General features: G+C 60.3%; 14 protein-coding genes. 10 read left to right on the forward strand and 4 right to left on the reverse strand.

The window, feature by feature from the left end; genetic code table 11:
• Positions 1 to 15: 15 nt before the first annotated feature.
• Positions 16 to 933, reverse strand: coding sequence for a putative 2-dehydropantoate 2-reductase (locus tag DM813_RS13620; RefSeq protein ID WP_128323917.1), 918 nt, complete (start codon positions 931 to 933; stop codon positions 16 to 18).
• Positions 934 to 1046: 113 nt separating this feature from the next.
• On the opposite strand from DM813_RS13620, the gene DM813_RS13625 reads away from it, so the two are divergent.
• From DM813_RS13625 to DM813_RS13635, 3 genes are all read left to right on the forward strand, one after another.
• Complete coding sequence (locus DM813_RS13625) at positions 1047 to 1532, forward strand: YajQ family cyclic di-GMP-binding protein (protein WP_128323918.1); 486 nt, start codon at positions 1047 to 1049, stop codon at positions 1530 to 1532.
• A 111-nt stretch (positions 1533 to 1643) separates the two neighbouring features.
• A complete protein-coding gene (locus DM813_RS13630; RefSeq protein WP_128323919.1) occupies positions 1644 to 2486 on the forward strand; it encodes a mechanosensitive ion channel family protein in 843 nt (280 codons plus the stop codon).
• Positions 2487 to 2616: 130 nt separating this feature from the next.
• Positions 2617 to 3864: an MFS transporter gene (locus DM813_RS13635; protein ID WP_128324162.1), complete on the forward strand. Its 1248-nt coding sequence runs from the start codon at positions 2617 to 2619 to the stop codon at positions 3862 to 3864.
• Between the two features lie 24 nt (positions 3865 to 3888).
• Here DM813_RS13635 and DM813_RS13640 read toward each other — a convergent pair whose 3' ends face one another.
• Complete coding sequence (locus tag DM813_RS13640) at positions 3889 to 5439, reverse strand: AmpG family muropeptide MFS transporter (protein WP_128323920.1); 1551 nt, start codon at positions 5437 to 5439, stop codon at positions 3889 to 3891.
• A 43-nt stretch (positions 5440 to 5482) separates the two neighbouring features.
• Entirely contained in the window at positions 5483 to 5836 is a 354-nt protein-coding gene (locus tag DM813_RS13645) for an MGMT family protein (protein ID WP_128323921.1), read from the reverse strand.
• 152 nt (positions 5837 to 5988) lie between these two features.
• Between DM813_RS13645 and DM813_RS13650 the strand changes: the two genes are divergently transcribed.
• From DM813_RS13650 to groL, 5 genes are all read left to right on the forward strand, one after another.
• A complete protein-coding gene (locus DM813_RS13650; protein ID WP_128323922.1) occupies positions 5989 to 6996 on the forward strand; it encodes a DUF481 domain-containing protein in 1008 nt (335 codons plus the stop codon).
• A 105-nt stretch (positions 6997 to 7101) separates the two neighbouring features.
• Positions 7102 to 7833: a HugZ family protein gene (locus DM813_RS13655; RefSeq protein WP_128323923.1), complete on the forward strand. Its 732-nt coding sequence runs from the start codon at positions 7102 to 7104 to the stop codon at positions 7831 to 7833.
• Positions 7834 to 7897: 64 nt separating this feature from the next.
• Positions 7898 to 8404: an FxsA family protein gene (locus tag DM813_RS13660; protein ID WP_128323924.1), complete on the forward strand. Its 507-nt coding sequence runs from the start codon at positions 7898 to 7900 to the stop codon at positions 8402 to 8404.
• Positions 8405 to 8656: 252 nt separating this feature from the next.
• A complete protein-coding gene (locus tag DM813_RS13665) occupies positions 8657 to 8950 on the forward strand; it encodes a co-chaperone GroES (RefSeq protein ID WP_029614823.1) in 294 nt (97 codons plus the stop codon).
• A gap of 47 nt (positions 8951 to 8997) precedes the next feature.
• Positions 8998 to 10650 carry a chaperonin GroEL gene (groL, locus tag DM813_RS13670; protein WP_128323925.1) on the forward strand — a complete coding sequence of 551 codons (1653 nt, stop codon included), beginning with the start codon at positions 8998 to 9000 and terminating at the stop codon, positions 10648 to 10650.
• A 122-nt stretch (positions 10651 to 10772) separates the two neighbouring features.
• Here the strand turns inward: groL and DM813_RS13675 are convergent, their stop codons facing one another.
• Positions 10773 to 11510 carry a phosphatase PAP2 family protein gene (locus DM813_RS13675; RefSeq protein WP_128323926.1) on the reverse strand — a complete coding sequence of 246 codons (738 nt, stop codon included), beginning with the start codon at positions 11508 to 11510 and terminating at the stop codon, positions 10773 to 10775.
• Positions 11511 to 11734: 224 nt separating this feature from the next.
• Between DM813_RS13675 and colR the strand changes: the two genes are divergently transcribed.
• Positions 11735 to 12418, forward strand: coding sequence for a two-component system response regulator ColR (gene colR / locus DM813_RS13680; RefSeq protein WP_128323927.1), 684 nt, complete (start codon positions 11735 to 11737; stop codon positions 12416 to 12418).
• Entirely contained in the window at positions 12408 to 13706 is a 1299-nt protein-coding gene (locus DM813_RS13685; protein ID WP_128323928.1) for a sensor histidine kinase, read from the forward strand. The genes colR and DM813_RS13685 overlap by 11 nt, the downstream gene beginning before the upstream one ends.
• The last annotated feature ends 115 nt before the right edge of the window (positions 13707 to 13821 follow it).

Genomic DNA, 13821 nt, shown 5'->3' on the forward strand with positions numbered 1-13821 from the left:
AGGGTACCGCTGCGCTTAGTCGCTGGGCAATCGGCGTGCGTTCAGGTGTTCGATCAGGCGCCGGTACAGGCGTTCCAGGTGCGGCAGTTCACGACCATGGCGACTTGCTACCCGGCAGGCATGACCAAGCAGGTAATGGATCTCGGTGCGCCGGCCCTGACGAACATCCTGATACATGGAAGAGTAGTTGGCGGCGGTGGCCTTGATCACCCGCTCCACTTCCTCGTCCAGGCCTTCGGCGGCTTCCGGTTGGCCACAGCACTGCAGCAGTTCGGCAAGTTCGGCGCACAGGGTGGCCACTTCGCAGTGGTGCTCCTGCAGGCCGCCGTTACGGCAGTCGTACAACACTGTCAGGGGATTGATGGCGCAGTTGAGCGCCAGTTTGCGCCACAGGCGGGTGAGGATGTCGGGCGTCCATTGGTGGGGGATGCCGGCGTCAACCAGATCATCCAGCCACTCTGCCGGTGTGGGGTTGGCCGGATCTCCCAGCCAGTTGAAGCCGTGCCCGGCGAAGTTGACCTGCCAATCGGCCTGGCGAAATGCGCCTTCGGTGCTGGAGGCGAAGATGCACCGGGCATGGGGGACCAGTGCCGCAACGGCATCCTGGCTGCCCAGACCGTTCTGCAACAGGATGAGCTCGGCGCCGTGGCTCAGGCGCGGTGCCAGTTGCGCGACGGCGTGTTCGGCGTCATAGGCCTTGCAGGCCACCAGCAGGCGATGAATGGGCGTGGTGTCGTGCGCGGTTTGCGCCGGAATGGCGTGCAATTGCGCTTCGCCATGCTCGATCAGGGTCAGGCCGCCGCTGGCCTCGTAGGCCTGCACGCGTGCCTCATCGCGCAGGATCAGCCGAACCGCTTTGCCTGCGCGTGCCAGTCGGCAGGCCCAGAGGCTGCCCAGACTGCCGGCGCCGAGAATATGCCAGGTGCTGCTCATCAGCGTTTCGCAACCGTTATAATGAGCCGGTATTTTAACCGTCAAACCCAGCAGGCTCCATCGCGCTCTTTCATCAGAGCGGCGAGCGTGCGTTTATTTTTTGGAGAGAAGGTATGCCGTCGTTCGACGTGGTATCGGAACTGGACAAGCACGAAGTCACCAACGCCGTGGAAAACGCGGTCAAGGACCTGGACCGTCGCTATGACCTCAAGGGCAAGGGCAGCTTCGAGTTCAAGGAAAAGGATCTGACTGTCACCCTGACGGCCGAAGCCGAATTCCAGCTCGAGGCGATGATCGAAATCCTCAAGCTGGCCCTGGTCAAGCGCAAGATCGATGTGCAGTGCCTGGAAGTGAAGGACGCCTACGCGTCGGGCAAAGTGATGAAGCAGGATGCCACCCTCAAGGAAGGCATCGACAAGGAGCTGGCGAAGAAGATCGTCGCCCATATCAAAGACGCCAAACTCAAGGTACAGGCTGCCATCCAGGGTGAGCAGGTACGTGTCACCGGTAAAAAACGCGATGACCTGCAGGAAGCCATTGCGGCCCTGCGCGCCAAGGAATTCGGCATGCCGCTGCAGTTCAACAACTTCCGCGACTGATCATGGCGCTTTGGAACCTTGGCGCCGAATTGGCGTCCGAGGTTTGTGCTGCCGCTGAAACCATTGCGGCGTGTTTTCACAGCTTTTGCCCTTCGGCATGAGGAATGGATTATGGATTTAAGTGCTGAAGTCGATCAGCTGGTTAAAACGTCGCAAACCTGGGTCCCGATGATCATGGAGTACGGCAGCCGCCTGTTGCTGGCGCTGCTGACCCTGGCCATCGGCTGGTGGCTGATCAACAAAGTGGCCGACCGCCTGGGCAAGCTGCTTGCCCTGCGTAAAGTCGACCTGGCCTTGCAGGGCTTTATCAGCAGCCTGGCCAACATCATCCTGAAGATTCTGCTGGTGGTCAGCGTTGCCTCGATGATCGGTATCGAGACCACCTCGTTCGTCGCCGCCATCGGTGCTGCGGGCCTGGCCATCGGTCTGGCCTTGCAGGGCAGCCTGGCCAACTTCGCGGGCGGCGTGCTGATCCTGCTGTTCCGTCCGTTCCGTCTGGGCGACTGGATCGAAGCACAAGGCGTTTCCGGCACCGTGGACAGTATCCAGATCTTTCACACCGTATTGCGCACGGGTGACAACAAGACCGTGATCCTGCCCAACGGCAGCCTGTCCAACGGCATCATCACCAACACCAACCGTCAGCCGACCCGCAAGGTTGTGTTTGATGTGGGGGTTGATTACGAAGCCGACCTGCAAAAGGCGCGGCAGGTGCTGCTGGAGCTGGCCGATGACCCGCGTATCCACCAGAGCCCGGCGCCACAGGCTGTGGTTTCGCTGCTGGGCGACAGCTCGATCACCCTGTCGTTGCGGGTGTGGGTGAACACCGCCGATTACTGGGACGTGATGTTCATGCTCAACGAACACGCCCGTGATCGTCTGAAGCAAGAGGGCATCGACATTCCGTTTCCACAGCGGGTAATCCGTGTGGTGCAGGAGACGGCGGTGCAATAACCCTCGGTGTAGGAGCGGATTCATCCGCTCCTACAGACTGCATTACACTTGTTCACGTCTTCGCGCTACCTGCGCCCTGGTGTTTCTGGCATATAGGCTGGCTTACCTTTGTTTGCCCGGCCTTACCATGCTGACTCCGCTGATCAACATCACGCCCTTTCGCGCGTTCTGCTTTGCCATGACCCTGGCGCTTTTCGAGTTGCTGACCTACCTCGCCAGCGATGTGGTCATGCCCGCCATGCCTGTGGTGGTCGGCGATCTCAATGCCAGCCCCGAATTCATACCGCATGCCCTCAACCTGTACCTGCTCGGCGGTGTGCTGCTGCAGTGGCTGATCGGTCCGCTGGCCGACCGCTATGGGCGCCGGCCGTTACTGCTGGTGGGCTGTGCGTTCTTCTGCGCGGCCTGTCTGGCGACGTTCTGGGTCAAGGGCATTGAACTGTTCAACCTGCTGCGTCTGCTGCAGGGCATCGGCCTGGGCTTTGTGGTGACGGTCAGCTACCCGGCCTTGAACGAAGCCTTCAGTGAAGCGGATGCGGTGCGCATGATGGCCTTGCTGGCCAACATTGCGCTGCTGTCGCCGCTGCTCGGGCCGTTGGTGGGCACGCTGCTGCTTGAATGGGTGTCGTGGCGCTGGCTGTTCGTGATCTTCGGCGCCTGTGCCGTGCTGTCGTGGCTGGCCCTGTATCGCTTCATGCCGGAAACCCTTGGTGTTGAGCGCCGAGACGGCTCACGGCTGGCGTTTCAGCCCATTCACCTGCTGCCGCTGCTGGCTGGCTACGGCCAGTTGCTTGCCAATCGCCGCTTTGTGGCCGGCAGTGCCGCACTGGGCCTGGTGGGCTTGCCGTTGATCGGCTGGATCGGCTTGTCGCCGGTGCTGCTGATTCACGATGAAGGCCTGAGCACTTTTGACTATGCGCTGTGGCAGTTGCCGGTGTTTGGCGGCCTGATCCTCGGCAACCTGATCATCAACCGTATTGCCGACCGTTACCCGCTGACCAGCCTGGTACGTCGCGCGCTGTGGCCGTATCTGGCCGGGCTGCTGGGCATGATGCTGGCGACCTGGCTGCACCCGACCGTACCTAGTCTGGTGGCCGGCCTGTCGGTCTACGCCCTGGGGCTGGGGATCGCCAACGCCGTGCTGTACCGCATGACCCTGTTCGCCAGTGAGCAGAGCAAAGGGCTGGTGTCGGCAATGCTGGGGATGATCACCATTGCCCTGCTGGGCCTGGGAGGTGCTTTGCTGGCCATGTTGGGCGCGGGTGCCAGCCTGCTGAGCTTTGCTCTGGCTGCCGGTGTCGCCGGCATCCTTGCGCTGTGGCCGCTGAGGGTCGTTCTGAGGGCTTCCAGCGTAGAGGTGCAGGCGCTACCGGAATAAAACCCGTAAGCGCCTCATTCGGGCTCAGGGGCGCTGCTCGGCAACCGGGTTGTCGGTGGGTAGCTGTTTGGCGCGATTCTGTTCCTGACGCCACTGCAGGGCGATCAGGATCAGGGTCGGCACACCCAGTAGAGCGGTGATCAGGAAGAAGTCGTGGTAACCGAACTTCTCCACCATGACACCGGAGTAGCCGCCGATCAGGCGCGGCAGCAGCAGCATGATCGAGCTCAGCAGCGCATATTGGGTCGCCGAGAACTTCAGGTTGGTCAGGCTCGACAGGTAAGCCACGAATGCCGAGGTCGCCAGGCCCGAGCTGAAGTTGTCGAGGGAAATGGTCACCACCAGCATTTGCAGGTTCGGGCCCATGTCGGCCAGCATCAGGAACAGGATGTTGGTGGCGGCCGAAGCCGCACCGCCGATGAACAGGATCGGCAGGATGCCGAAGCGTACGATCAGCAAACCGCCCATGCCGGCGCCGACCAGGGTCATGATCAGGCCGAAAATCTTGCTGACACTGGCGATCTGGTCTTTGGTGAAGCCCTGGTCGATATAGAACACGTTGGCCATCACGCCCATCACCGTGTCGGACATCCGGTAGGTGGCAATCAGCCCGAGCAGCAACAGCGCCTGCCAGCGATAGCGCAGGATGAAGTCATTGACCGGGGTGAGCACTGGCGCCAGGCCGCGTCGACCCATGGACGACAGGCACAGGGCGGTCAGGGTGATGTAGAGGATGGCGCGCAGGAACGCACGGTCTTGCAGCAGCAGGTCAAGCAGGCTTACGCCGTCGAACAGCACACTGGCGAAATCGGTGTTGTACAGCTGGGTGAAGGTGGCCGGTACCGAGACCAGCAGAACGATCAGGACGAACACGGAAACCAGCTGGTGCACCAGGCCGTAGCGGGCGGCCGACAACTGCGTACGCAGGGGGACCGGCGGCTCTCGCATCAGCAGGGTGGTGATGACCGCAGGCAGCATCAGCACGCCAAACAGCACGTAGGTGCCGGTCCAGGCCTTGTGCAGGTAACTGAAGCCGGTAGAGCCGAAGCCTTCGGCGAAAAACAGTGCGCCTGCGGTGGCCAGCAGTGCAGCCACCCGGTAGCCCGCCATGTAGCTGGCAGCCAGCGCAGCCTGGCGCTGATCGTCGGCGATTTCCAGGCGGTAGGCATCAACGGCGATATCCTGGGTGGCGGAGGCGAAGGCCACCAGCACGGCCAGGGCAATCAGCCAGGACAGATGTTTTTGCGGGTCACAGAAGCCCATGCCGACCAGCCCGATCACCACCAGCACCTGGGACAACACCAGCCAGGACCGGCGTCGACCGAGTTTACCAAGCAAGGGCAGGCGCCATTGGTCGAGCAGCGGCGACCAGACCCATTTGAAGGCGTAGGCCAGGCCGATCAGGCTCGCATAGCCGATGGTTTCGCGCGCTACACCGGCTTCGCGCAACCATACCGACAAGGTCGAAAACACCAGCATATAGGGCAGGCCGGCGGCAAAGCCGAGCAGCAGCAGCACCAGGGTCGACGGGCTGGCATAGGCAGCAAGCGCAGCGCGCCAGGTTTTACGGGGCATGGGCCAACATCTGCCTCAATATTACGAAAACAAAGCGCGCACTCTAACCGCTGTGCTCTATCGGGCGCCAGCCATGGCACAACATATCCACACGATTATTGTGCAGGGTGATGCCTTCCGCTCGTAATCGTGCACGCTGCTCGTCGCCTGATGGCGTACCCAGGGCCAGGCTCAGGCGCCCACCTGCCCCCAGCACCCGATGCCAGGGCAACTGGGTGTCGACGGGCAGCTGACTGAGGGTGCGGCCAACCCAGCGTGCTGCGCGGCCCAAACCGGCCAGTTCGGCCAGTTGTCCATAGCTGACGACCTTGCCGGGGGGCACTTGGCCGAGTACCAGGTAGAGCGCCATTCGTCGGGCTTCTGCATTTTCAGTTGGATCGCCAGGTGTCGGTTTCATCGCGGCCTCGCGGGCGTGGGCGGGTAAAAGCAGGAGTCGTTTGCCGTAACAGGCATGGAACTCATCGGCATGGGGTGGGTCAGTCCTTGCTCTGCGGGCTGGTATCTGGATAATGCCCGACTTTTTTTGTGAACCCGAGTCCGTACCTGCTTATGTTTTCTAGAGTCTTGCTGTGCCTCACCCTCCTTGGCCTGTGTTCTGCGGCGATGGCAGATACCGTCTGGATGAAGAACGGTGACCGGCTCAGTGGCAAGATCACTGTCTTTGACGGTGGCAAGCTGCTGATCAAGACCGAGTACGGTGGCTCCATCGCCCTCGACTGGAAACAGGTCAAGACCCTGGAGAGCGACCAGGAGTTGCTGGTCAAACAGGATGCTTACACTGGCGAGAAAGCCAAGTCCCTGCACGCGGCAGATGATGGCAAAGTCACTCTGGCCAACGGCGATGCGCCCAAGACGGTTGAACTGGCCAGTATCCAGCAGATCATGAAACCCAAGCCGGTGATCGAAGACCTTTCGTGGAAAGGTAACGTCGATGTGGCGATGGACTACAAGCGCGCGGACACTGACAGCGACGATTACGATGTCGACTTCAAGACCACCGCCCGCCATGGCCGCTGGCGTCATCAGGCTGAGGGGGAGTACAACCGCGAATCCAAGGACGACGTCACCACCACCAACAACTGGAGCGCCGAGTATGCCCTGGACCGCTTCCTTACCGAGAAGTGGTTCTGGCAGGGGCGCCTTGAGTACAAGCGTGACCATATCGAAGACCTGGCCCGCCAGCGCACCGTGGGTACCGGCCCGGGTTACCAGTTCTGGGATGATGAACTGGGCGCGTTCTCACTGGGCTCGCTCATCAACCGCACCGACTATGAATACGCCGACGGCGGCAAGGACAACTTCTACGCCCTGGCCATGAAGTGGGATTACAACCGCTACCTGATTGGCAAACGTGTCGAATTCTTCACCAACGGTGAGCTCGGCAAGCCGCTGGACGGTGTTGCCAACTATGCGCTGGATGCCGAAGTCGGCCTGCGTTACAAGGTCACCGAATGGGCCTCGCTCAACCTCAAGGCCGAGAAGGACGTGATCAGCGGCACCCGTGACAGCGACCTGGACAAGACCCGTTACACCGCAGGCTTCGGCGTAACCTGGTAAGTCTTCTGGCAAGCGCCGGCGATAATGATTATTTTGACGGTTTAGCACGTGCCGGACTTCACGTCCGGCCGACCTTCGCAACATTATCGAGTCGGGAGTTACACCGTGAGCGCAAAAGTCGCACAACAGGCCCGTGAGCTGTTGCTCAAGGAGTACCGTGGAGTCTTGTCGACGCATTCCAAGTCGATGCCTGGCTTTCCGTTCGGTTCGGTGGTGCCGTATTGCCTGGATGCTGAGGGTAACCCGCTGATCCTGATCAGTCGCATTGCCCAGCACACCCACAACCTGCAAAAAGACCCCAAATGCTCGTTGCTGGTCGGCGAGCGTGAAGCCGAAGATGTGCAGGCCGTCGGTCGGCTTACCGTGCTGGCCGAGGCGCACAAGCTCGATGATCCGGCTGCCATTGAAGCGGCTGCCGAGCGTTACTACCGGTACTTCCCCGAGTCGAGCAGCTACCACAAGGCGCATGACTTCGATTTCTGGGTGCTCAAGCCGGTTCGTCACCGTTACATCGGCGGTTTCGGCGCCATCCACTGGGTCGATCATCTGAGCCTGGCCAACCCCTTTGCCGGCAAGGCCGAATTGAGCATGATCGAGCACATGAACAGCGACCATGCCTCGGCCATCGAACACTACGTCCAGCTCAGCGGCCTGCCGCAAAGTGCGCCGGCGCAGATGGTCGGTATCGACAGTGAAGGCATGCACCTGCGTATCGGCCAGGGCGTACACTGGTTGCCGTTTGCAGTACCTTGCAATACGCCGATACAAGTGCGCGAAGCCCTGGTTTTTCTGGCTCGCGCCGATCAGTGGCCGGATCGTGAAAACGCCCAGGCTTGAAATAGCGGTGGATCGCATCCATTAAAGGTCTACTGCAAGTCATTCTTGCGCAGAGGAACCCTTGATGCGTGCTTTTCTATTGCTGTTTCTGATTTTCCCGGTGCTGGAGCTGTATGTGTTTTTCAAGGTCAGCACCGCGATCGGCTTCTTTCCGGCGCTGCTGCTGATTATCGCCGGCTCCGCCCTCGGTGTGCTGGTGGTACGGATTGCCGGCCTGGCCACTGCACTGCGCGCCCGTGAGAGCCTGCAACGCGGCGAACTGCCTGCCGAAGACATGTTCCAGGGCTTGATGCTGGCGCTGGGTGGTGGCCTGTTGCTGCTTCCTGGCTTTATCAGCGACGTGATCGGCCTGATCTGCCTGTTGCCGTTCACCCGCCGCCTGCTGGGGCGCAAGATGCGCGAACGTGCCGAGGCCCAGGCCATGCGCCAGCGTGCCTTTGGCGATGACCCGTTCATGGCCCGCCCGGGTAACCCGGGTGGTCAGCCACGCCAGCCAAACGTCATCGAAGGCGAGTACGAACACCGCGACGGGCCGGACCCGCGCGTGCCGCGCAACCCCCACGACATCTGATCCAGCGCTTTTTGCCAACGGCCCCTGACGGGGCCGTTGTGTTTTGTATGAACCATCGCTAAAAAATTTAACCGGCAAGCCTTGTAATTGAACTTGGCGACCTCATGTAGGGGTTACCGCAAGGTTTCCAGGGGTTTGCCCTGGACATTACATGGGTAGTTCGCACAGCGAGCTACGAGCGGCTACGCCGCAAGCATCAACCCGCCGGTGTCGATACCGGCCGATGAAAACCACAATTAGGAGAGATCGACAATGAAGCTTCGTCCTCTGCATGACCGCGTCGTCATCCGTCGCAGCGAAGAAGAATCGAAAACCGCTGGCGGTATCGTTCTGCCAGGTTCGGCCGCTGAAAAACCTAACCGTGGCGAAGTCGTCGCTGTAGGTACCGGCCGCGTTCTGGACAACGGTGAAGTGCGTGCGCTGGCCGTGAAAGTGGGTGACAAGGTGGTTTTCGGCCCTTACTCGGGCAGCAACACTGTGAAAGTTGACGGCGAAGACCTGCTGGTAATGGCTGAGAACGAGATTCTCGCTGTTATCGAAGGCTGATTCTGCTGGTTTCCCGTTACTCCAAAGTATTCAAGGATTAAACGATCATGGCTGCTAAAGACGTAAAATTCGGCGATTCCGCCCGCAAAAAAATGCTCGTTGGTGTCAACGTTCTGGCTGACGCGGTAAAAGCGACCCTGGGCCCGAAAGGCCGTAACGTAGTGATCGCCAAGAGCTTCGGCGCTCCGACCATCACCAAAGACGGTGTATCGGTTGCCAAAGAAATCGAACTCAAAGACGCGTTCGAAAACATGGGGGCCCAGCTGGTCAAGGAAGTTGCTTCCAAGGCCAACGATGCTGCCGGTGACGGCACCACCACTGCTACCGTTCTGGCTCAGGCCATCGTTAGCGAAGGTCTGAAATCCGTTGCTGCCGGCATGAACCCGATGGACCTCAAGCGCGGTATCGACAAGGCCACTGCTGCCATCGTTGCCGAACTGAAGTCCCTGTCCAAGCCATGCGCCGACTCCAAGGCCATTGCCCAGGTAGGTACCATCTCTGCCAACTCCGACAACTCCATCGGCGACATCATTGCCGAAGCCATGGAAAAAGTCGGTAAAGAAGGCGTGATCACCGTTGAAGAAGGCTCGGGCCTGGAAAACGAACTGTCGGTTGTAGAAGGCATGCAGTTCGACCGTGGCTACCTGTCCCCTTACTTCGTCAACAAGCCAGACACCATGGTTGCCGAGCTGGATGGCCCACTGCTGTTGCTGGTTGACAAGAAGATCTCCAACATCCGCGAACTGCTGCCAGTTCTGGAAGCCGTTGCCAAAGCCGGCCGTCCACTGCTGATCGTGGCTGAAGACGTTGAAGGCGAAGCGCTGGCTACCCTGGTAGTCAACAACATGCGCGGCATCGTCAAGGTTGCAGCGGTCAAGGCACCTGGCTTCGGCGACCGCCGCAAGGCCATGCTGCAGGACATCGCCGTCCTGACCGGCGGTACCGTGATCTCCGAGGAAATCGGTCTGAGCCTGGAGTCCGCTACCCTGGAGCACCTGGGTAACGCCAAGCGCGTCACCCTGTCCAAGGAAAACACCACCATCATCGACGGTGCTGGTGTTGAAGCCGACATCGAAGCACGCGTCAAGCAGATTCGTGCCCAGATCGAAGAGACTTCGTCGGACTACGACCGTGAAAAACTGCAAGAGCGTCTGGCCAAACTGGCTGGCGGTGTTGCCGTGATCAAGGTCGGTGCTGGCACCGAAGTTGAAATGAAAGAGAAGAAAGCCCGCGTTGAAGACGCCCTGCACGCTACCCGTGCAGCCGTTGAAGAAGGCGTGGTGCCTGGCGGTGGTGTTGCACTGGTTCGCGCCCTGCAAGCCATCAAGGATCTGAAAGGCGACAACGAAGAGCAGAACGTCGGTATCGCCCTGCTGCGTCGCGCTGTTGAAGCGCCGCTGCGCCAGATCGTTTCCAACGCTGGCGACGAGCCAAGCGTTGTGGCCGACAAGGTCAAGCAAGGTTCGGGCAACTTCGGTTACAACGCTGCTACCGGTGAGTACGGCGACATGATCGAAATGGGTATCCTGGATCCAGCCAAAGTTACCCGTTCCGCGCTGCAGGCTGCAGCTTCGATCGGTGGTCTGATGATCACCACCGAGGCCATGATTGCTGACGCGCCAGTAGAAGCTTCTGCTGGTGGCGGCATGCCAGACATGGGCGGCATGGGTGGTATGGGCGGCATGGGCGGCATGATGTAAGCCAGCCTCACCGCTTGAGAAAAAGCCCCGCTGATGCGGGGCTTTTTTTTGGCTTAACGTTTGGGTTTGGGGAGGGCATAGAGTCAATCACCCAACTCAAGAACCAGCGACCCAGGACCGGATCACGAAACCTGCTGCAGCGTTTGCGCCGACTCGGCCGAAACCGGCACAGGCTTGCGATACAGCACCCAGTGGTAACAACCCAGGCTGATCAACCAGCAGAACACCGCTGTCCACACGTTGTGCGAAAAGAAGTGCGCACCCTGCAACATGCGCCCAATAGAGAACACGGCCCCCAGGGTAAAGGCAAACAGCAACGCGGCCCGCGCCAGGCGAGGGCGCCGGTCACGCAACGCAAAGAACAGCGCAAACAGGGTAAACCCCGTGGCCGCGTGACCGCCGGGCCAGCAACGGCCTGGTTTATCCGTATCAGGGCGAGCGCTCAGCAGTTCACTGTAGGTTTCCTTGCCACCGAACTCCTTCAGGCTCCACGGGCACTGCACCGCAGTCACGGCCTTGACCGGCGTAACAAAGCTGGTCGACAACGCCATGGCCAGCACCAGGTAGCCCAGTTCGCGGCGCCAGCCTTTGAGCCGGTGCCAGAAGAAGCTGGAAATGAACGCTACAATCGCTCCCAGGCTGAGGACGATCACTGCCTGTTTGGCGCGATCGTGGAGGATGTCTTCGAGGAAATAGCTGTGCCGGCCAATAAACTCGCCGGCAGCGGGGTCGAAGGCCAGTTTGGCCAGGTCCATGTCCAGGGAGGTGAGCTCCAGCAGGATCAGGGTCAGGGCAGTCGCCAGAGGAATTCCCAGGGTAATCCAGGGATTGAGCGGGCGCGAAAACTCAGGTCTGGGCATGGCATATCCAGGTGGGTCGAAAGGACGGACCCGACCGGCAAGCCGTACCGGGTAGCGGCGAGAGGCAACGACCGGCGATTCTGCGTCAGCCGCCATTGCTTGTCCGTGAAGGCTCGGTGAAAAAAACGTTAACAGGCAATAAAGTTTGTGCGGCCTAGCCTCGCACTGCCGATGGTCGTAAGCTGCGCCTGCCAAGCAGGCAAAAGCCCTGGACGGGAGACTCCATGCGAATTCTACTGGTTGAAGACAACCGCGATATCCTTGCCAACCTGGCCGACTACCTGGGCCTTAAAGGTTACACCGTCGACTGCGCCCAGGATGGACTGTCGGGTCTGCACCTGGCAGCCACTGAACACTATGACCTGATTGTGCTCGATATCATGCTGCCGGGTATCGATGGCTACACACTGTGCAAACGTCTTCGCGAAGATGCGCGCAGGGATACCCCGGTGATCATGCTGACGGCCCGCGACCAGCTTGATGACCGCCTTCAGGGGTTTCGTTCGGGCGCCGACGACTACCTGCTCAAGCCATTTGCCCTCTCGGAACTGGCAGCCCGCATCGAGGCGGTATTGCGCCGGGCCCAAGGCGGTGGACGACGCACCTTGCAGGTCAGCGACCTGACCTATGACCTCGACACTCTTGAGGTCACGCGTAGCGGCAAACTGCTCAAGCTCAACCCGGTGGGCCTGAAGCTGTTGGCGGTGCTGATGCAGAAAAGCCCTCATGTATTGCGCCGCGAAGTGCTTGAAGAAGCGCTCTGGGGCGATGACTGCCCGGACAGCGACAGCTTGCGCAGCCATGTCCACCAGCTGCGGCAGGTGATCGACAAGCCGTTTGAAAAGCCCTTGCTGCATACCGTCCACGGCGTCGGCTATCGCCTGGCCGAGGGCCGTGATGGAGTTTAAGCAGAGCCTTGCCCAGCGCATCATTATTGCCTTTGCCCTGATGAGTGCACTGGTGGCCGGTGCGTTCGCATTCGGTATCGTTGCCACCGTGCACCTGGTGGAAGAACGTCTGATCTCCGCTGTGTTGGGTGGCGACCTGCAGCGCCTGCTGCGCATGGACAGTGTCAACGACTGGAGCCACAGGCCCCGTCCTGATCAGCTGTTCTATTACAGTGGCGGGCGTGACGAGTTCGAGTTGCCCAAGGACTTGCGTCATTTGTCACCGGGTTTTCATGAAGTTTTCCGCGAGCAGTTGTCCTATCACGCCATGGTCGAGGTGGTCGACGGGCGGCGCTATGTGTTGCTGCAAGACCAAAGCGATTTCGAGGAACGTGAACGGGTGCTGTTCGCCATTGTCGTGGTGGGCTTCGTGCTCAGCCTGGCACTGGCGGTGTTTCTCGGCTGGGTGTTGGCGCGCAGGGTGATGGCACCGGTGATCCGCCTGGCGCGTCAGGTGCGCCATCGTGACCAGTTGCTGGGCCTGGCGCCGCCACTGGCCCCGGATTATGCCGCCGACGAGGTTGGTCAGCTGGCGGTGGCCTTTGACGACACGTTGGGACGTTTGCGTGATGCCTTGAGTCGCGAGCGGCTGTTCACCAGCGATGTGAGCCATGAATTGCGTACGCCGCTGATGGTGCTCGCCAGTTCCTGTGAGTTGTTGCTGGTCAATCCGAACATCGAGCCGCGTGTGCGCTCGCAGATTGAACGTATCGCCAGGGCTACCGAAGAGATGCAGGAATTGGTCAAGACCTTCCTGATGCTCGCCCGGGCCCAGCGTGATGAAGGCGCGGTGGCGTCCCGGGCGACGATCAAAGAGGTGGCTGACGACCTGGTCGGCGTATGGCGTGACGCAATCGAGCAGAAAGGCCTGGTGCTGGAATACGATGCCTCGATTACTTCGCCGACGCTGTATAACGCCACCTTCCTGCAGGCGGTAATGGGCAATCTGCTGCGTAACGCGGCGCACTACACTGATTATGGGTTCATCCGCCTGACCCTCGAGCCTTTGGGTTTTCGCGTAGAAGACAGTGGCGTGGGCATCCCGGAAGAACAGCAGGAAGCCATGTTCAGGCCATTCGTTCGTGGTGATGAGCGTCGTGGTGAAGGCCTTGGCCTGGGATTGTCGCTGGTGCAGCGTATCTGTGACGATCAGGGGTGGGCGGTCAGCCTGTCGTCGATGACACCCAATGGTTGCCGTTTTCATGTGGACTTGCGCTATGGCGCGAAAAGCCTGTTGGAAACGGAGTGACCACGGGTACCGCTTTTCTGGTTACTTCCTGTAACTTATCTCCCGTTTCCTAACGAATTTTTCACATTCGCATGACCTGACGACAACGCTTGCCCCCCTAAATTGGGCGAATTGG

This window comes from Pseudomonas alkylphenolica (assembly GCF_004025535.1).
GTDB classification, from domain to species: Bacteria; Pseudomonadota; Gammaproteobacteria; order Pseudomonadales; family Pseudomonadaceae; genus Aquipseudomonas; species Aquipseudomonas alkylphenolica_A.

Coding starts and splice junctions, on each gene's coding strand:
- DM813_RS13620 (WP_128323917.1), bottom strand. CDS start 933: ATGAGCAGCACCTGGCATATTCTCGGCGCCGGCAGTCTGGGCAGCCTC.
- DM813_RS13625 (WP_128323918.1), top strand. CDS start 1,047: ATGCCGTCGTTCGACGTGGTATCGGAACTGGACAAGCACGAAGTCACC.
- DM813_RS13630 (WP_128323919.1), top strand. CDS start 1,644: ATGGATTTAAGTGCTGAAGTCGATCAGCTGGTTAAAACGTCGCAAACC.
- DM813_RS13640 (WP_128323920.1), bottom strand. CDS start 5,439: ATGCCCCGTAAAACCTGGCGCGCTGCGCTTGCTGCCTATGCCAGCCCG.
- DM813_RS13645 (WP_128323921.1), bottom strand. CDS start 5,836: ATGAAACCGACACCTGGCGATCCAACTGAAAATGCAGAAGCCCGACGA.
- DM813_RS13650 (WP_128323922.1), top strand. CDS start 5,989: ATGTTTTCTAGAGTCTTGCTGTGCCTCACCCTCCTTGGCCTGTGTTCT.
- DM813_RS13660 (WP_128323924.1), top strand. CDS start 7,898: ATGCGTGCTTTTCTATTGCTGTTTCTGATTTTCCCGGTGCTGGAGCTG.
- DM813_RS13665 (WP_029614823.1), top strand. CDS start 8,657: ATGAAGCTTCGTCCTCTGCATGACCGCGTCGTCATCCGTCGCAGCGAA.
- groL (WP_128323925.1), top strand. CDS start 8,998: ATGGCTGCTAAAGACGTAAAATTCGGCGATTCCGCCCGCAAAAAAATG.
- DM813_RS13675 (WP_128323926.1), bottom strand. CDS start 11,510: ATGCCCAGACCTGAGTTTTCGCGCCCGCTCAATCCCTGGATTACCCTG.
- colR (WP_128323927.1), top strand. CDS start 11,735: ATGCGAATTCTACTGGTTGAAGACAACCGCGATATCCTTGCCAACCTG.
- DM813_RS13685 (WP_128323928.1), top strand. CDS start 12,408: ATGGAGTTTAAGCAGAGCCTTGCCCAGCGCATCATTATTGCCTTTGCC.